Consider the following 18,090-nt stretch of genomic DNA (forward strand, 5'->3'; position numbering starts at 1 on the left):
GTGAACTCCTCAGTGATGCGCGATGGTTGTAACGGGTTGAAAGTCAGGTGGCGATGTTGCATTGGCGATTGCGCCAAACCGGTCGACGGCGAAGGCATCCAGTGAAATGTCCGAATGCTCGCCGAGAATCTGTTGGGCCAGGCGCCGGCCGGTTCCGGGGCCCATCTGAAAGCCGCTGCCGCAGAAGCCGAATGAATAGCTCAGGTTGCTGGCCTTGCGACTGGCGCCGATGACCGGAAGATCATCGGCGGTGAAGGCTTCGACACCGGCCCAGACGCGGTTGACGCCCAGATGCCTGAGGTGCGGAAACAGATCGGTGACGGTGCGTGCACTGGTGCCGAGCCGGGTCATGTCGACCTCGCCGTGGCGCGCCGGAAAGTCCAGCGAGCCGATCAGCTTGCCGCCGATCACCACGGTGCCGTTGGCGAACTGCTTGAACGACAGCGAGCGACCGGTCGCCCCCAGCACCGGCGCACAGAAAGGCGCGACGCGATGGGTGACCATCAGCATCAGGCCTTCGGGATGGGCCGGCACCGTTTCGCCCACCTGCGCCGCGAGGTCCCGGGCCCAGGCGCCGGCGGTAATCACCAGGTGTTCAGCGCTGAACAGCCCCTTGGGCGTGCTGACCTTCCACTGCCCGGCGCTTTGTTCAATGCGCTGCGCCGGGGTCGCTTCATGCACCTGCACGCCAAGCTTCTCGGCGGCCAGGCGAAACGCGGTGACCGTCTTGTAGGGGACCGCATAGCCGTCGTCCTTGACCCAGATGCCGCCGACCACATGCCGCGCGACCGTGGGAATGATGTCGAACACCTGCTGCTGATCAATCAATACTTCGTGGTCGAAACCCAGCGCCTGCAGTTGCCGCACGCGCTGGCGGCAGTCTTCGAGTTCGGCCGGGTTCTCCGCCAGTTTCAGCTGACCGCTTGGCACAAACCCGCCATCGTCGCCCAGCACCTGCTTGAGGTCATGCCAAAGGGTGCGCGATGCCAGCGCCAAGGGGATTTCCGCCGCATGTCGGCCAAGGGTGCGCACGCCGCCTGCGTTGACTCCCGAAGCGTGCCGGCCGCAATAGTCGGCTTCCAGGACGGTGACCTTGACCCCGCGCTGCGCCAGATGAAACGCCGTGCTCAGGCCATGAATCCCGCCGCCGATCACCAGCACGTCGCCCTCCCGGGGGCTTGACTGATGCGCCGTCGACTTGCTCACCGTCGACTTACTCACCCGCCAATTCCCCCAACGTGATCGGTTTGATCGGCGGACGAATCCGGTAATAGCCGACCTCCGCTGCCGACACCCCGCGCGCCTTGGCAATGACTTCCGTCACGGTCAGGCCACACATGCGCCCCTGACACGGCCCCATGCCGCAACGGCCGAAGGATTTGGCCTGATTAGGCCCGGTGCAGCCCAGGGCGACGAATTGGCGCAGCTGGCCCGCCGTCACTTCTTCGCAGCGGCAGACCATGACCTCGTCCGCCGGAATGCGGTTTTGCTCCTTGGGTTGATACAGGGCATCGAGGAATGGCCGAATTCGAAGGTTGGCCGCGAGCGTTTCTCGCAGCGGGCCGGCTTGCTGATCACGCTCGGCATCAGTGATTTTCCCCAATTGGCGGGCGATCCCCAGCGCCGTCAACTGCCCCTGGAGTGCCGCCGCCTGTGCGCCGCCGATACCGGCACCGTCGCCTGCCACATACACGCCGGGGACATCCATTTCGCCCCAGGGATCGAGCACCGGGCTGAAGCACAGCTGATCGATGTCCCAGTGATGACGGGCACGCAGGGACTGGCTGAACTGGATGTTCGGCACCACGCCTTGATGCAGCAGCACGCAGCGTGTCGCCACCCGTTGAGCCTTGCCAGAGACGCTGAAGGTCAAGGCAGTGGCCGCCTCGCTGCCCTCGATCGCCAATTGCTCGGCACCGGTGTAGTGCGCGATACCGGCGCTGCGAAGGCTGCGCATCAGGTCCAGGCCCTTGCGCAGATAGGGCCAGGCACGCAGTGCTGCAAACAGATGACGTCGCGCGCGCCAGTAATCCTCCGGGCGTGTGGTATCGACCAACGCCTTGATCGGCACCCCGGCGCGCAGGTATTGCCAGCCCAGCAGGTAAAGCAGCGGGCCGCAGCCGGCCAGCACCACCGGTTCGCTTGGCGCAAGGCCGGAACTTTTCAGCAGAATCTGCGCCGCCCCGGCGCTCATCACCCCGGGCAAGGTCCAGCCGCTGATCGGAAACGGTCGCTCCATGGCGCCGGTTGCCAGCAGCACGGCTTTGGCCTGCAAGGTATGCAAGCGACCGTCGCGCAGGTAGCTGACCTGATGGTCGCGGGTCACCTGCCACACCGCTGCGCCTTTTTCATAACGCACCGTGGACGCGCCAAGCGCCTGCGCCAGCACGTTGCCCTGGGCATAATCAGGCCCGAGCATGTCGCGTCGAGACAACGGCGCCAGGGTGATACCACGGTAAATCTGCCCGCCCGGACTGCCCTGCTCATCGAGCAACACCACCTGCAAGCCCAGGCCGGCGAGCGCCACCGCGCCCGACATGCCGGCCGCGCCGGCGCCCACTACCACCACATCGACGCTCGCATGGCTCATGACTGCACCTCGACGGTCTGCACATTCAGCGGTTGGAAAATCAGGTCGCGGGCGCCTTCCTGGGAGCGGATGCGCATGCCTTCACTGACTTCGATCAGGCAGCTCTGGCGATTGGGTACGCCGTCGATTTCAACCAGGCATTCAAAGCACACGCCCATCATGCAGTAAGGGGCACGGGGCGATTCGCTCACCGGCGTGCCGCGAAAGCGGTTGATGCCGGACATCAGCAAGGCAGCGGCGACCGTGCTGCCCGCCGGAACTGTCAGCGCTTGGTCGTTGAAGCTCAGGCCCACGGTGCGCGTCGACCTGACCTCGCTGGCGACCGGTTGAAACAGCGGATCAGTGCGCATGGGAAAACACCTTGTCAGTCAGAAAACGTTCGCCGGCAAACACGCCCAGCTCATCCGGTATGGCGCCGCCCATGATCCACGGCGCGATGCGCAATGCGTGGGCAGCGGCCAGGGTTACGCCGCTGTGGCAGGTCACCACGAAGGCGCCGGGATGCGCGGCCGATTGCTGATAGATGGGGAAGCCATCGGGACTCATCACGCGCAGGGCGCCCCAGGCCCGGATCAGCCGCACATCCCGTAACAACGGGAAGGTCGCCAGCCCGCGTCTGGCGATGGCAGCCAGTACCTCGGTGGAGGTGCTGTCGTCAAAGCCCACCTCCTCCATCGAGTCGCCCAGTTGCACGGTGCCCTCGTCGGTCTGGCGCACGTTGATGGTCGGATAGTCGAGAAACGGTCGTACTCGCTCGCTGACCAGTACCTGCCCGCGATTGGGCGCCACCGGGGCGTGCAATCCCACCTGGCGTGCCAGGCCCGGATTGCCCAGGCCGGCGGCCAGCACAATGCGCGGCGCCACGAAGCGGCGCTGCCCGGCGGTCACCCGAAACTCGCCCGGCGCGCACTCGATGCGATCGACCTGCACGCCGTTGTGAAAGCGTGCACCTTTGGCCTGCGCCGAGGCATGCAGGGCGCGCAGCAACTTCAGGGGATTGACGTGGCCGTCCTGCGGGCTGTAGCTGGCCCCGACCACGGTCGGGCCGATCAGCGGCAGGCGGGCCTTGAGGTCGGCGGCATCGAGCATCTGGAACGGGTAGTCGCCCAGCGCGTCGTGCAAGGTCTGCAAGCGCGACTGGCGTTCGAGCAGTTCTGCATCACTGAAGCACATGTGAAATCCGCCCGGTTGCTTGAGCTGGACATCGACCCCGCTGTCGGCCTGCAGCGCCTGGGCAAGTTCCGGCCAGCGGCTGGCAGAGGATCGGGTCCAGCGTGCGTAATCCGGCAAGTCATGGCCTTTGCCCTGAACCCAGACCAGGCCGAAATTGCCTCGCGAGGCGCGAAACGCGTCATCGCCCTGATCCACCACCACCGTATCGGCGCCGTTGCGCGCCAGCCCGTACGCCACTGCGGTGCCGACCAGCCCGCCGCCGATCACGATCACATCCGACTGCGTGACGCTGTGCGTATCCTGGCTCATTTGCCTTCTCCGATCAGGACCCGGTCCAGCCCGACCAGGCGGTCGAGGACCAGCATCAACAACAAGGTGCCGACGATCAGTACCGTGGAGACGGCAGTGATCAAGGGGTCGATGGTCTGCGATATCTGGTTGTACATCGCCACCGGCAAGGTCGTGGTGCCGGGGGTGGCGACGAAAACGGTCATGGTCAGTTCGTCGAAGCTCTGGATGAAAGCCAGCATCCATCCGCCGATCACGCCGGTACGAATACGCGGCAGGACCACTCGGTAAAACGCCGTCCAGCGACTGGCGCCCAGCGACAACGCGGCCTGTTCGATGTCGCGCTCAAGGCCGATGGTCGAGGCCAGGGTCAGGCGCAACGCATAAGGCAGGACCACGATCACGTGGGTCAGGGTCAAGGCCCAGAGCGAGCCGCCGATGTGTGCCAGCGAGAAAAAGCGCAGAAACGCGATGCCCAGCACCACGGACGGAATCATCAGCGGCGACAGCAGGAAGCCGGTAACGGTGCCGCGCCCGGGAAAGTCGTAGCGGCTGATGGCCAATGCCGCCGGGATTGCCAGCAAGGCGGCGATGGTGGCCGAAGCCAGCCCCAGCTTGATCGACAACATGAAGGCATCGAGCATCTCCTGATTGTCCAGCAGAGCCCTGAACCAGCGCAGCGACAGGCCTTCGGTCGGCAACGAGAGGTAACCCTTGCTGGTGAACGCCATCGCCATCACCACCACCAGCGGTGCAACGATGAAGGTCACGAAGACAGCATGGAAAAGCAGCGAGAAAAATCCGTTCTTGTGCATGGTCGTCTACTCGAACACTTGCTTGAAGCGGCGCTCGGCCAGCTTGCTGCAGCCCAGGATGATGATCAGATTGGCCACCAGCAGGAGCATCGCAATGGCCGCGCCAAGGGGCCAGTTGAGGGTGCCGAGAAACTCATCGTAGGCAGCGGTCGCCACCACCTTGAGCCGCCGTCCGCCGATGATCGCCGGCGTGGCGAACGCCGATGCCGCCAGGGCGAAGACAATGATCGAGCCTGACAGCACGCCGGGCATGATCTGCGGCAGGATGATCCGGCGGAACACCGTCAGGCGTGATGCGCCCAGCGACAGACCGGCCCACTCGACCTGCAAATCCAGACGCTGCAGGGTGGCCCATACCGCAATGACCATGAACGGCACCAGCACGTGGGTCAGCGCAATGATCACGCCGACCTGGGTGAACAGCATCTTGACCGGCTGATCGGTGATGCCCAAGGCCTGCAGGGTGTCGTTGATCAGGCCGTTGTTGCCCAGCAGGATCGCCCAGCCCAGGGTGCGCACCACCACCGAAATCAACAGCGGCCCCAGCACCACCAACAAAAACAGGGAACGCCAGCGTGGCGCCATGCGCGCAATGATGATGGTTTCCGGGATGCCCAGCACCACGCACAGCAGCGTCACCGCCAGCGCCATGCCACCGGTGCGCAGGAAGATGTCGTGGAAGTAACTGTCCTTGAACACCTCCAGGTAATTGCCCAGGCTGTAACCGGGTATCACCCCGGCGGTGTCGCTGAACAGGTTCAATGACAGCACGGCGGTCAGCAGCAACGGCGCCAGCAGCAGTGCGATGAAAACCAGTAACGCCGGGCCGCTGAGAATCCATGGCGCGGCGCCGACCCGTTCAGCGTCATACGTGGCCATGGGCAACCTCCCGGTCCAGCAGTCGCAGGTCATCGTCGGACCAGTCCAGGCCGACTTCACTGCCCTCCTCCGGCGGCAGCGTGCCGAGGTTGGGCTGGGTCATGTGCACCAGGCCCAGGCGGCTTTCCACGGCAATCAACCACAGGTTGCCGAGAAATACCCGCAGCCGGACGCGTCCGCTCAGGCGCCCGCCAGCGACGCTGGTGAGGCGGATTTTTTCCGGCCGGATATAGACGTTGACGTCATTGCCCAGGGAGCGGTCTTCGTGGGGTACGTGCAACAGCGTGTCGTGAACCTGCACATGGCAGCATCGGTCATTGCGCAGCTGTACGGCCCCGGCGAAAGCGTTGGTCTTGCCCAGAAACGCCGAGGCGAATGGCGAGTGTGGCCGCTCGTACGCTTCAAAAGGTGTGTCGATCTGCACGATGCGACCGTTCTGCATGACCGCGATCCGATCGCTCATGGTCATCGCCTCGACCTGATCATGGGTCACCAGGATGGTGGTGATGCCCAGCTCGCGCTGAATCGCCCGCAACTCGATGTGCATCTCTTCACGCAGCTTGGCGTCCAGGTTGGACATCGGCTCGTCAAGCAACAGCAGGTTCGGCCGTATGGCCAGCGCCCGGGCGATCGCCACCCGTTGCCGTTGCCCGCCCGACAGCGCCTTGGGATAACGTTCGCCAAGCCCGCCCAGGCGTACCAGGTCCAGTGCCTCGTCGATGCGCTTGCTGCGGTCGGCCCTGGGCACGCCGCGCATTTCCAGACCGAAGCTGATGTTTTGCGCCACGGTCATGTGCGGGAACAGCGCGTAGCTCTGGAACACGATCCCCAGCCCGCGCTGTTCGGGGCGCACGTGGGTGATATCGCGCCCATCGAGAACGATCCGCCCTTCGGTGGGCTGGACGAACCCTGCAATCGACTGCAGGGTGGTGGTCTTGCCGCATCCGGACGGCCCGAGCAAGGCGATGAACTCGCCATGCCGGACTTCCAGGTTCAAACCGTCAATGGCCCGGAAACTGCCGTAGGTCTTGACGATGCCTTCGAGTGTGAGAAATGCCATTGGCTTGCCACGCAGGCGGGGCCCGCGTCTCCAGGATGGGTTTCGCAAGGATCGGAAATTGCAGGGTCAGCGATCAACGCTCGACGGTGCGATTCCAGCGCGTGGTCCACTCGCCGCGCTGCTGGTTGATGGTGTCCCAGTCGACCTTGATCAGCGCATTGACCTTGTCCGGTCCGTAGGGCATGCGCGCGGCAATCTCCGCTGGCAGCTTGACCGTCTGGTTGACCGGGGCAAAACCGTTCTCCCGGGCCTGGATTTCCTGAACCTCAGGCGTCAGCACGTACTGGATGAAGGCCTGGGCCAGCTCGGACTGCGCGTTGGGGGTGACGCTGCACGCGGCGATCTGCAAAGCGATGCCGCCTTCCTTGGGGTAGATGAATTTCAGCGGGAAACCGGTGCTCTGAAGCGCCACGGCCCGACCGCTACCGTAGACGGCCATGACCACGTCGCCGTTCTGCATCATGCCGTCCATCTCGCCGGGAGCCGAGACCCACGCCAGCACGTTAGGGCCGATTTCATCTTTCAGGGCCTTGAACCCCGGGTCGATGTTCTTCTCGCCGCCACCGCGCAGGCGGGCCATTTCCACCAACGTGTGCAGGCCATAGGTGTTGGTCACCGGCGGCATGCCCAACAACTGCTTGTAACGCGGGTCGGTGAGGTTTTCCCAGGAATCCGGGGCGCTCCAGCCGCGCTTCTTGAATGCCTCCTCGTTGTAGCCGATGCCGGTCGCAACCATGCCGATACCCGTGGCTTCGGGACTCAGGCGTGCCAGCGGGTAAAGATCCTTGTACACCGGCGCGTCGCTGAGCTTTTCACACAGCCCCATCTGCAACGCCTGATACATCGGGCCGTCATCCATCATTGCCACGTTGATCTGCTGGCGCCCCTTCTGCGCCTGCAACTTGGCCAGGGTTTCGGTGGAATTACCCGCCACATAGATCACTTTGACGTCGTGCTGTTTTTCGAAGGCGGGAATGATCTTGCTCTTGTACATCTGTTCGGTCGAACCACCGACACCGGCGACGTACAGCGTCGATTCGGCGAATGCCGGGGCGCTGCTCACGCCGGCAAGGGTCAGGGCGACGGCGACCGCGATGCGGTTCCATGGGGCAAACGGCTGTGCTGCTGAGGACGGTTTGAGGCTATTCACAGACTATCTCCGAAGTGCATGGGGCAGATCGAACAATGCGTCAGTCACCTGGGCGTAAACCCAAGCCATGCATGCACGGTGCATGCTCCAGGCGAATCCATCGCCCGGCGGCGCATCTTCATGTGCGCTATGGGTTGCTGATTCGAGTATTGCGACGGCCTGCTCATATGGTCAAATACGGATATGCGGGTTAGTTATTCATATTTGATATGGAGGGCACTCATGAACCTGAGGCAGATCGAAGCGTTTCGCAGCGTCATGCGTCTGGGCTCGATGACCGCTGCGGCCGAGGTGCTGTACACCTCACAGCCCAACGTCAGCCGGCTGATTTCACAACTGGAACTGAGCACGGGACTGACCCTGTTCAAACGCGCTGGCGTGCGCCTGATCCCCACCCAGGAAGGCCAGGCCTTCTTTCAGGAGGTCGAGCGGGCGTATGTCGGGCTGGACAGCCTCAAGCTATCGGCGAAGAACATCCGCAACCTGGGCACGGGGCGCCTGCGGGTCGCAGCGGTGCCTTCGACGGGCCTGAGCATGATCCCCAAGGCACTCAAGGCCTTTACCGACACACGCCCGGAGCTGACGGTTTCGCTGCACGTGAACTCATCGCCAACGGTGGAGCAATGGGTCAAGTCGCAGTTCTGCGACATCGGCATCGTGGTCCACCCCGGCGACGTCAGCAGCCAGCAGGTCGAGTTGCTGGCGATGATCGCCGCGGTCTGCGTGATGCCGGCCTCGCACCGCCTGGCTGAGCGCGAGCAGATCACCTTCAGCGACCTTGAAGGCGAGACTTTCGTCTCCCTGTGTCATGGCGATGGCACGCGCGCGCTGGTCGACGGCCTGTTCGAGCAGGCGGGTGTCGAACGGCTGATGACGGTGGAGGCGCAATACAGCGCCATCAACTGCGAGATGGTCGCGCTGGGCATGGGCATCACCCTGGCTCATCCACTGGTGGCCAACGATTATCGGCACCGGGATATCGTGATCAGGCCGTTCCGGCCGGACATCCTGTTTCCCACCTACGTCATCTGGCCCGCGGCACAGGCACGCACCCGACTGGCCGAGGAATTCGTACAAACCCTCAAGGACTTCTACCGCGATGCATTCGACGCAAGGTAAGCGCCCCGAATGCCTTGCCAGCCCGACTGCCAAGCGGTCTGCCCTAGTGCAACTTTGCGGCGTTTCTGCTTTGATTGCGCATCGCCAAATTCAACGTCCACGTTCAGCACACAGGTCATATCGATGCGTCATTGGGGGCAGATCTGAAACGTCTTACTCGTGAGCAGCTGGAGGCAGAAGTCATGCGCCTGCGCACAGCCCTGGAGCAGCAGCAGGTCAGCGCCCCGCCGCCTCCTGTCACACCGGCAGCCGCTGCATCGGCGCTGGTGATCGGCGATCGGCGCCATCGCGTGGGCTTCGAAAATCCCGCCGACCCAAGCCAGACCCAGGAACGTTACCGGCTGGCGGTCAGAGCGACCCGGGATGCGATCTGGGACTGGGATCTGCTGGCCGATCATGTGCTGTGGAACGAGGCGCTCGAGCGCGCCTACGGTCACCCGCTGAAAACGGTGGAGACCACCGGCAACTGGTGGATCGCGCAGATTCACCCGCAGGATCAGGCGCGGGTTCACGCCTCGATCCATGCGGTCATCGACGGCGTCGACAGTGCCTGGAGCGACGAATACCGGTTCCGCCGGGTGGATGGGTCATACGCGGAAATTCTCGACCGCGGGCAGGTAATTCGCAACGCCGACGGCCAGGCGGTGCGCATGATCGGTGCCATGCTCGACCTGTCGCAGGTGCGCACTGCCGAATCCGCGCTGCGCCAGAGCGAGGAGCGTTTCAGGACGATTCTGGAAACCATCGACGCCGCGTTCGCCATTGTCCGGGTCAAGTTCGATGCCGACGACCGCCCGGTCGACTACTGCTTCGTCGAGGCCAACCCGGCGTTTGAGAAGCAGGCCGGGGTCAACCTTCGCGGCAAATGGGTGACCGAGTTCGCGCCTGATCTGGAGCCGTTCTGGTTCCAGACCTATGGCCATGTCGCCAAGACCGGGGAGCCGGCCCATTTCGAGAACTACGCCAGCAGTTTCGAACGCTGGTTCGACGTGCGGGCGATCCGTGTCGGCAACCCGGCGGACCGCCTGATTGCCATCTTCTTCAGCGACGTCACCGAGCGGCGCCACGCTCAGGAGCGTCTGCTGGTCAGCGAGGCGGTGGCCCGAGAGAACGTTGAGCGGGTGCAACTGGCGCTGGCCGCTGGCGCCATCATCGGCACCTGGCACTGGCACCTGCCGACCGACCGCTTCACGGTGGATGAAGCGTTTGCCCGCGCGTTCGGCCTGGATCCGGCGTTGGGCCGCGATGGCCTGAGCCTGGAGCAGATCATCGCCACTGTCCATCCTGAAGACCGCAACGGGCTCACGGCTGCGATTGCCGAGGTGATCAGTCGCGGCGGCGCTTATGCGCATCAATACCGGGTACGCCGGGCTGACGGCCTGTACTACTGGATCGAGGCCAACGGCCGGGTGGAATTGGCCGACAACGGCACTCCGCTACGCTTTCCCGGTGTGCTGATCGACGTTGAGGAGCGGCGCTCCGTGGAGCGCGAACGCGACCGCGCAACCGCAGCGCTGCGTGCCCTCAACGATACCCTGGAACAACGCGTGGCCGAGCGTACGGTGGAGTTGATGCAGGCCGAAGAGAAACTGCGTCAGTCGCAGAAGATGGAAGCGGTCGGCCAGTTGACCGGCGGCATCGCCCACGATTTCAACAACCTGTTGGCGGGCATTTCAGGGTCCCTGGAGCTGATGAGCGCCAGGATCGCACAGGGCCGCCTGAACGAGGTGAACAAGTACATCGTTGCCGCTCAGGCCGCTACCCGCCGCGCCGCCGCCCTCACCCATCGACTGCTGGCGTTCTCGCGCCGGCAGACGCTGGATCCGCGGCCCACCGACGTCAACACCCTGATGGTCGGCATCACCGAGATGGTGGAGCGCACCGTCGGCCCCTCCATTGAAGTCCAGACCATCGGCGCAGCGAACCTCTGGTCAACGCTGGTGGATGCCGGCCAACTTGAGAACGCACTGCTCAATCTGTGCATCAACGCCCGTGACGCCATGCCCCAGGGCGGCCGAATCACCATCGCGACCGCCAACCAGTGGCTCGAAGGCGATGCCGCCAGCCTGCTCGATCTGCCCACCGGCGAGTACATTTCGCTGTCGGTCACTGACACCGGTACAGGCATGACGCCGGAGGTGGTGGCCAAGGTCTTCGACCCCTTCTTCACCACCAAGCCCATCGGCCAGGGTACCGGCCTGGGGCTGTCGATGATCTACGGTTTTGCCAAACAGTCCGGCGGCCAGGTGCGCGTGCATTCGCAGGTCGATGAAGGGACTTGCATGTCTATCTACCTGCCCCGCTACCTGGGTCCGGCGATCACTGACGAGGACCCGGCGAGCGACACGCTGGAGCCCGCACCCAAGGCCAGCGAGACGATCCTGATCGTCGACGACGAGCCGACCGTGCGCATGCTGTTGACCGATATCCTCAGTGACCAGGGCTACACCCTGATCGAAGCCGCCGACAGCGTTGCGGGCCTCAAGGTATTGCGTTCCGACGTACACATCGACCTGCTGATTACCGATGTCGGCCTGCCCGGCGGCATGAACGGACGGCAGATGTTCGATGCAGGTCGCGAGGTCCGGCCTGATCTGAAGACGCTGTTCATCACCGGCTATGCGCAGAATGCGGCGATCGGTGATGGCCATCTCGGCGCCGGCATGTGGGTGTTGACCAAGCCGTTTGCGGTGGATGCGCTGACGGCTCGTGTGCGTGAATTAATGAACAGCTAGTGCGCCAGGCACTACCAGGAGCAAATAATGTTACGGATATTGGGCAGAGCATCGTCGATCAACGTACGCAAAGTGCTGTGGGCCTGTGCCGAGATCGGCATCCCTTTCGAGCGCGAGGATTGGGGGAACGGATTCAAACCCACCGACGCCCCGGAGTTCCTGGCGCTGAACCCGAACGCTATGGTGCCGGTGATCCAGGATGGCGACTTCACGCTGTGGGAATCGAACTCGATCATCCGCTACCTGGCCGCGCGCTATGGGGACGGCGCTGTGTACCCCTCAGAGGCGCAAGCGCGGGCGATGGTCGATCGATGGATCGACTGGCAAGCCTCGGAACTCAACAGGTCCTGGAGCTACCCGTTCATGGCGCTGGTGAGAAAATCCCCCGACTATCAGGACAGCCAGGCGTTGGCCGCAGGGTGCAAGGAATGGTCGCGGAACATGCAGATTCTCAATGACCAGCTCCAGGCCACCGGCGCTTATGTCGCCGGACGCGAATTCTCGCTGGCCGATATCCCCATCGGTCTTTCGGTCAACCGCTGGTTCGAAACGCCCCTGGATCACCCCCCTCTGCCGGCGGTAACCGAGTACTACCAGCGGCTGACTGGCCGTGCCGGTTATGACGTGTATGGACGCAACGGCACGCCCTGAAAGATGAATGGCCCAAGCGGCTCAGGCGCTGGCACCGCAAGATTGTTTCCGAATCAAGGATAGTGTTTCTCATAATGTTAGCTAGCTAACGGTTTCGCCAACTGCTAACTTTTTCCTTGTTGAATCCGCCGATTTGACGCTACACCCCAACCGCGTCCCCGTCCGAGATAACGGGAACGCGGTTTTTTTTCGCGCCTGCGTCAAGAGGCCCGGTTTAGTCACGAATGCGCTGTGACAGCTTTGGGCGTTTGACACACGCTGGCCAGCAGCGGCCATTCAGGACAAGCCAACCTCACCGGTGACCAGCAACGGACATACCTGCGCGGCTCGCTCGGCCAAAAGATCGCGCAGCGCCTGCATGTGGCCGATGCGCTCATCCAGCAAAGCGATTTTCTGTTCAAATAATCCAGCCAGCAGGTCCCTGGAGACGCCTTCGCTGTTCCATAACAGCGGCAGATTTTCACCAATCTCTCTCAGCGAAAATCCGAGCTGCTGCGCTAGCTTGATGTACCCGACCAGCTGCAGCGTTTGCTCGGGATAAAGCCGATAACCGTTGGCAGCGCGGTGCGGCTTGACCAATCCTTTCTCTTCATAAAATCTCAGGGCGTCGACTGACACCCCTGTGTGCGCTGCCACTTCTCCGATTTTCATGAATATCCATTCTCGTGTTGACCCTGGACCTAAGACCAGGCTTTAGCCTGCAGGCTCGAACTTTGAGGGGTGGCTATGATCAGCGTAAAGAGAAATCTACATATCGTCCGGGTCAGCGCTTTATACGACCTGATAGTGACCGCGGGCTTCATGACGCCATGGACAGCCTCATGGGTTTTTAAAGCCTTCGCCGCATTAAGCGACGCGCTGGGATTGAACCGAGCAGTGCCGACGCTGGACGTCACCGCCATGCTTTTCGCCAACCTGCTGGGCAGCCTGGTGGTGGTCTGGTCGCTCTGGCGACTTGTGCAACCGAGTCGCAGGATTGGTTTGTACGATGCTTTGGCGAGAACACTGTTCGTTGTCTGGCAACTGTTCGCGGTCGCCCACGGAGCGAGTTTTCTGATCCTCGGTTTCACCTGTTTCGAGGTGGGATTTACCATGGCGCAACTGCTGCCGCTGAACAGCTCGCGCAAGGTTCAAACGAACGCAGGCCGCACGCCTTCGGGTCTTGCCTCGGACTAGAGGGAAGGTGTGCCAGTGCTGCGGCTACCGTGCGCTCAGCTCCAGTCGTCCATCGCATCTTAGAAGAGCCGGGCGCTCGCTGCCATCAGCGTCCAGAGGAACGATCCACCCATGCGTGTGGGAGTCGTAGTGGGCCTTCCCCATCAGGCGACATGACGTGTTTCGAAGGCGTTCCAGAGGAGCTCACCGGCACGTCAGAACCCGCCCGCCTCTATCGCAAACGATTATCGTTTGTGATATTTTGCCGCGCTCGCTTCCCTGCCCTTTGAGGTTGCTTCATGTCCGGCCCGGATCTCAAGGCGTTATATCTTGCCCATCGTGGAGAGATTCAGGATTATCTGGATCGCCGCTTGCGCTGCAAAGAGACAGCTGCCGACCTGACGCAAGACACGTTCATTCGTCTGTCCGAACAAATGAGCCGCACGCCCATCGCTAATTTCCGGGCCTACCTGTTTTCCAGCGCGCGCAATCTTTTCATCGATCACACCAGGCGCCAGGCGCACCGCAAAGGCGAGCCACTGGATCTGCAGACAACCCGTAGCCTTGAGCAATCGACGCCGACGCTTGAGCAAGCGGCTATCGCCAATCAGCAACTGACTGTCTTGAACGATGTGATCCAGAACATGCCTGCGTCCTGTCGCGAGGTATTTTTGATGGTTCGAGTGGAGGGGCTCACCTATATCGAGATTGGCCAGCGCCTCGGTATTCCTTCCAAGACAGCCTACAGTCGCATGGTCAAAGCCCTGGATCTGTTGAAGATCGGTATGTCTGAATGAATACCGTGCCCTGGTTGGAGTCAACAGAACGCCAGCCTTGCAGGCAACAGGTCGATTACAATCAGCCAATTGCCGTCCCCCAACCTGAATTGATCGCCCTATGAGTGCAGAACCCTCGCAACTCACCCCTGCTCCCCGCGCTGATGACATCTCCCATCAGGCCAGCGCCTGGTTTGCGTTGATCCAGGGTGGATCGCCAACCAAGGCCGAGCGCGAGGGGTTGCAGGCGTGGCTCGAAGCGGACCCCAGACACGCCGAGGCTTACGCCCGGCTTGAGAAGTGGTGGGCGGCCTCGGCACTTCTGTTGCAGCCCGGTGTTCCTGCACCCGAGGCTCGGCTGTCGCGGCGGCGCTTTGTAGGGTTCGGGATTGCCGCCAGTGCGGTCGCAGTCACTGCAGGCGCATCGAGCTTTTGGCTAAAAGACATGGACTTGTCCTTTGCCGACATCCGCACCTCGGTTGGGGAACGGCGCACAGTGAACCTGCCTGACGGATCTCGCGTCGACCTCGCCGGGCATTCAGCACTGAACCTGGACTTTGCAGCAGCCAGGCGCTCGGTAGAACTGCTTCACGGCGAGGCTTTTTTCAGCGTTGTGCCTGGCGCCGGTGATGAATTCAAAGTCAGCACCAAAGCGGGCCAGGTCGTTGCCCGCGAAGGCGAGTTCTGTTTGTCGTGCGACAACGCATCAGCGCTTCTGGCAGTCAGCCGAAAAACCGTGGGTGTAGTGACCGCCAGCCAACAGACGGACTTGGGAGAGGGGCTGTCCCTTCGCTTCAGCATCAATCAAACCGGGCCGATCCAGCGTGCGGAGCTCGATCAGATACTGGCGTGGCGCAGCGGGCGCCTGGTGTTCTTTGACAAGCCGCTGCTCAGTGTCGTTGATGAGTTGCGACGCTGGCGCGCAGGGAAAATCTTCATCATGGACGAGCAACTCGCCGCACGCCGGGTCAGTCTGATCCTCAACCTCGACCGGCCTGAACAGATGCTCGATGCGCTCACCAAAGCCCTTGCGGTGCGCGTGGTGCGGTACACCGATCTGGTCACTCTGATGTATCCGGCCTGAGCCAACAAACTACCTGTCCAGGTTTTCTATAGGCCACCGCCTGCATCAGGCGGGCGGTCAGTGCGCTCAAACCCCTCCTGCCAACATCATTCATAAATTGTTCACAGCGCCTTCAGGAATTGCGATAGCTCATGCGTCTTAACCTGACTGATTGGTATTCGCATGTTAGTGCAATCTTAAAGGGAATAACCTGAATGGCAACGCACCACCCCCATGAATCAAAAATCGAAAACCGCTGGCAACGTCATGCCCTAGGCACGGCATTGGCGTGTACGTTGCTCGTCGGTGCGTTGCAGGCTCATGGGGCGTCAGTTGCGGCAACTGCGGCTTCAGTGGAGAAGTTGTCACTCAACATCCCAGCCCAGCAATTGCGTCAGGCGCTGTTGGCGTTCAGTCAACAATCCGGCCAAAACGTGCTGCTGGACGGCAATCTGGATGCCGCCCTTCAAAGCACTACGGTGGTGGGCAACTACTCTGCGCAAGAGGGGCTGTCGAAGTTGCTACAAGGCAGTGGCTATAACTTTTCGCGCACTGATGCGGTGACTGTGTATCTCGTTCCGGCGCACGAGCCACATCCCGGCAGTCAAGTCATCCTGACCCCGACACAGATTCAATATCGCCCCACTACAGGCATCGGTCAGAGTGCCGGTTACCAGGCGAGAGCGGCCTCCAGCACCACCAGGCTGGGCCTCAGCGATAAGGAAACCGCGCAGGCGATCAGCGTCATCACCCGCGCGCAAATGGACGACTTCAAACTCAACAGTGTGAAAGACGCGTTGCGCAGCGCGCCGTCGGTCACCGTCGAGCAGTTCGAGACCGACCGCACAGCGTTTACTTCACGCGGTTTCAAGATTGAAAACTTCGAGTACGACGGCATGGGCCTGCCTTTTTCCGGTGGCGTGCTGGTCGGCGATCAAGACATGACCGAGTTCGAGCAGATTGATGTGCTGCATGGCGCAAACGGGCTAATGAGCGGTGCTGGCGATCCGTCGGCCACGGTCAATCTGGTGCGCAAACGTCCTACCGATACCTTCCAGGCAAGGGTCGACAGCAGCATCGGTGCCTGGGACAACCGCAGGCTGGCTCTGGACGTGTCCGGCCCTTTGACCGACAGCGGCAATGTTCGCGGCCGATTCATCACTTCGCACGACAAGGGTAATTCCTACCTCGACCAGTACGGCCACGAGGTCAACGTGGCGGTGGGCCTGTTGGCGTTCGACCTGTCTGATGCCGATACCCTGACCCTGGGCTTCACCGAGCAGGACAGTTATTCGAACGGGAGCACCTGGGGTGCATTGCCGATCGCCGATTACGCGGGCAATCGTATTCATTACAGCAGTCGCAGTTCCAGCGTCGGTCAGCCGTGGACTTACTGGAACGTCAAAACCCAACGCGCCTTCGCCGAACTGACCCACGCTTTCGACAATGGCTGGGCAGGCACTGTCACCCTGACCGGAATGAGTCAGGACTCCGATACCAAGATGCTCTACGCCATCCCCGCCACTGCGGATGATGCCTACGCCTACATCAACCGCACCACCAGCACCGAACACCAGGTCACGGGTGAGGCGAAGTTGTCGGGCCCTTTCAGTTTTCTGGGCCGGGAACACGAACTGACACTGGGGGCCAACTACGGGCGCACTCACCATGACGAACGTGGGTACTACAAAGATGCGTCGGGTAATCAGATTGTCAGCCTCGCCGACGCACTGGCCGGCAACGTTGTGCAACCGGCACTGAACTACACCGACGAGCTCAATACCCAATTGTTCACCGACCGACAGAAAAGCGTGTTCGCCGGGGCACGCTTGAGCCTGGCCGACGATCTGCACTGGATTGCAGGGGCACGCATGCTTAACGCCGATGGCGATGGCGCCGGCTATGGCTCGCCGCATGATACGCGGGTGCACGGCAAGGTCACGCCCTACACCGGCCTGGTCTATGACCTCACTCCGGAGTGGAGCCTGTACACCAGCTGGACGGAAATCTTCAAGCCACAGTACGTGCGCAGTACCAGCGGCGGCGTGATCATGCCGCTGCAAGGCAAAAGCCTGGAAGCCGGCGTGAAAGGGCTGTTGCTCGACGAACGACTGAGTGTGACCGCTGCGGTGTTCAAGACAGACCAGCAAAACGTCGCAGAACTCACTGGGGAAATCGTCGGTGGTCAATACGTCTATCGCGGAGCGAATTTCAAAAGCCGGGGCATTGAATTGGGCGCTTCCGGAGAAGCCTTGCCCGGCCTTGAACTGGCAGGCGGCTATACCTTCGTGCGGATCGAAGACGACGATGGCGACGAAGCTCGCAAGTACATCCCCACGCATACATTACGGGGCAGCGTGACTTACCGCCTGCCAGGCCTGCCCCAGGCAAAAGTCGGCACTCGCGTTCAATGGCAAAGCGCAACCGAGCTGGACACCAACAGCAATGTCCGGCAGAACGCCTACGCCCTGGTTGACTTGATGGCCAACTATGACGTCGATGCCCACTGGAGCACATCGCTGAACCTGAACAATGTCACCGACCGCAAATACCTGCTGTCGCTGTATCAGTCAGCCGGGTCCACCAACTACGGCGCGCCACGCAACCTGACCGCGTCAGTCACCTGGAAATACTGA

The 18,090-nt window shown here is 62.1% G+C and carries 16 protein-coding genes and 1 pseudogene; 8 read left to right on the plus strand and 9 right to left on the minus strand.

The window, feature by feature from the left end:
• Positions 1-9: 9 nt before the first annotated feature.
• The 8 genes from ACI2KS_RS12550 to ACI2KS_RS12585 form a co-directional block, all read right to left on the minus strand.
• Complete coding sequence (locus ACI2KS_RS12550; protein ID WP_404620553.1) at positions 10-1,221, minus strand: NAD(P)/FAD-dependent oxidoreductase; 1,212 nt, start codon at positions 1,219-1,221, stop codon at positions 10-12.
• Positions 1,214-2,590, minus strand: a complete 1,377-nt coding sequence (locus ACI2KS_RS12555) for an FAD-dependent oxidoreductase (RefSeq protein ID WP_404620555.1) — start codon at positions 2,588-2,590, stop codon at positions 1,214-1,216. Before ACI2KS_RS12555 ends, ACI2KS_RS12550 begins: the two co-directional genes overlap by 8 nt.
• Positions 2,587-2,940, minus strand: a complete 354-nt coding sequence (locus tag ACI2KS_RS12560; protein ID WP_404620556.1) for a (2Fe-2S)-binding protein — start codon at positions 2,938-2,940, stop codon at positions 2,587-2,589. Before ACI2KS_RS12560 ends, ACI2KS_RS12555 begins: the two co-directional genes overlap by 4 nt.
• Entirely contained in the window at positions 2,930-4,072 is a 1,143-nt protein-coding gene (locus ACI2KS_RS12565; RefSeq protein WP_404620558.1) for an NAD(P)/FAD-dependent oxidoreductase, read from the minus strand. The genes ACI2KS_RS12560 and ACI2KS_RS12565 overlap by 11 nt, the downstream gene beginning before the upstream one ends.
• Positions 4,069-4,866 (minus strand): ABC transporter permease, encoded by a 798-nt coding sequence (locus ACI2KS_RS12570; protein ID WP_404620560.1) that lies wholly within the window; start codon positions 4,864-4,866, stop codon positions 4,069-4,071. Before ACI2KS_RS12570 ends, ACI2KS_RS12565 begins: the two co-directional genes overlap by 4 nt.
• Before the next feature lie 6 nt (positions 4,867-4,872).
• Positions 4,873-5,745: an ABC transporter permease gene (locus ACI2KS_RS12575; RefSeq protein ID WP_404620562.1), complete on the minus strand. Its 873-nt coding sequence runs from the start codon at positions 5,743-5,745 to the stop codon at positions 4,873-4,875.
• Positions 5,732-6,805, minus strand: a complete 1,074-nt coding sequence (locus ACI2KS_RS12580; RefSeq protein WP_404620564.1) for an ABC transporter ATP-binding protein — start codon at positions 6,803-6,805, stop codon at positions 5,732-5,734. Before ACI2KS_RS12580 ends, ACI2KS_RS12575 begins: the two co-directional genes overlap by 14 nt.
• A 73-nt stretch (positions 6,806-6,878) precedes the next feature.
• Positions 6,879-7,955, minus strand: a complete 1,077-nt coding sequence (locus ACI2KS_RS12585; RefSeq protein ID WP_404620566.1) for an extracellular solute-binding protein — start codon at positions 7,953-7,955, stop codon at positions 6,879-6,881.
• A gap of 222 nt (positions 7,956-8,177) precedes the next feature.
• Here ACI2KS_RS12585 and ACI2KS_RS12590 point away from each other — a divergent pair, with 222 nt between their 5' ends.
• The 3 genes from ACI2KS_RS12590 to ACI2KS_RS12600 all read left to right on the plus strand — a co-directional run bounded on the left by ACI2KS_RS12590 (position 8,178) and on the right by ACI2KS_RS12600 (position 12,460).
• Positions 8,178-9,074: a LysR substrate-binding domain-containing protein gene (locus ACI2KS_RS12590; protein WP_404620568.1), complete on the plus strand. Its 897-nt coding sequence runs from the start codon at positions 8,178-8,180 to the stop codon at positions 9,072-9,074.
• A gap of 182 nt (positions 9,075-9,256) precedes the next feature.
• Positions 9,257-11,809, plus strand: coding sequence for a PAS domain-containing protein (locus ACI2KS_RS12595; RefSeq protein ID WP_404620570.1), 2,553 nt, complete (start codon positions 9,257-9,259; stop codon positions 11,807-11,809).
• A gap of 27 nt (positions 11,810-11,836) precedes the next feature.
• Positions 11,837-12,460: a glutathione S-transferase family protein gene (locus tag ACI2KS_RS12600; protein WP_404620572.1), complete on the plus strand. Its 624-nt coding sequence runs from the start codon at positions 11,837-11,839 to the stop codon at positions 12,458-12,460.
• 276 nt (positions 12,461-12,736) lie between these two features.
• Here the strand turns inward: ACI2KS_RS12600 and ACI2KS_RS12605 are convergent, their stop codons facing one another.
• Positions 12,737-13,111 carry a MerR family transcriptional regulator gene (locus tag ACI2KS_RS12605; RefSeq protein ID WP_404620574.1) on the minus strand — a complete coding sequence of 125 codons (375 nt, stop codon included), beginning with the start codon at positions 13,109-13,111 and terminating at the stop codon, positions 12,737-12,739.
• Between the two features lie 75 nt (positions 13,112-13,186).
• On the opposite strand from ACI2KS_RS12605, the gene ACI2KS_RS12610 reads away from it, so the two are divergent.
• From ACI2KS_RS12610 to ACI2KS_RS12630, 5 genes and pseudogenes are all read left to right on the plus strand, one after another.
• Positions 13,187-13,636: a hypothetical protein gene (locus tag ACI2KS_RS12610; RefSeq protein ID WP_404620576.1), complete on the plus strand. Its 450-nt coding sequence runs from the start codon at positions 13,187-13,189 to the stop codon at positions 13,634-13,636.
• Between the two features lie 278 nt (positions 13,637-13,914).
• Positions 13,915-14,412, plus strand: coding sequence for an RNA polymerase sigma factor (locus ACI2KS_RS12615; protein ID WP_404620578.1), 498 nt, complete (start codon positions 13,915-13,917; stop codon positions 14,410-14,412).
• Between the two features lie 100 nt (positions 14,413-14,512).
• A pseudogene (locus ACI2KS_RS12620) lies at positions 14,513-14,677 on the plus strand (FecR/PupR family sigma factor regulator); the annotation flags it as partial.
• Between the two features lie 165 nt (positions 14,678-14,842).
• Entirely contained in the window at positions 14,843-15,475 is a 633-nt protein-coding gene (locus ACI2KS_RS12625) for a FecR family protein (protein WP_404620720.1), read from the plus strand.
• A gap of 194 nt (positions 15,476-15,669) precedes the next feature.
• A complete protein-coding gene (locus ACI2KS_RS12630; RefSeq protein ID WP_404620580.1) occupies positions 15,670-18,090 on the plus strand; it encodes a TonB-dependent siderophore receptor in 2,421 nt (806 codons plus the stop codon).

This window comes from Pseudomonas sp. NPDC087358, assembly GCF_044900785.1.
Lineage (GTDB): Bacteria > Pseudomonadota > Gammaproteobacteria > Pseudomonadales > Pseudomonadaceae > Aquipseudomonas.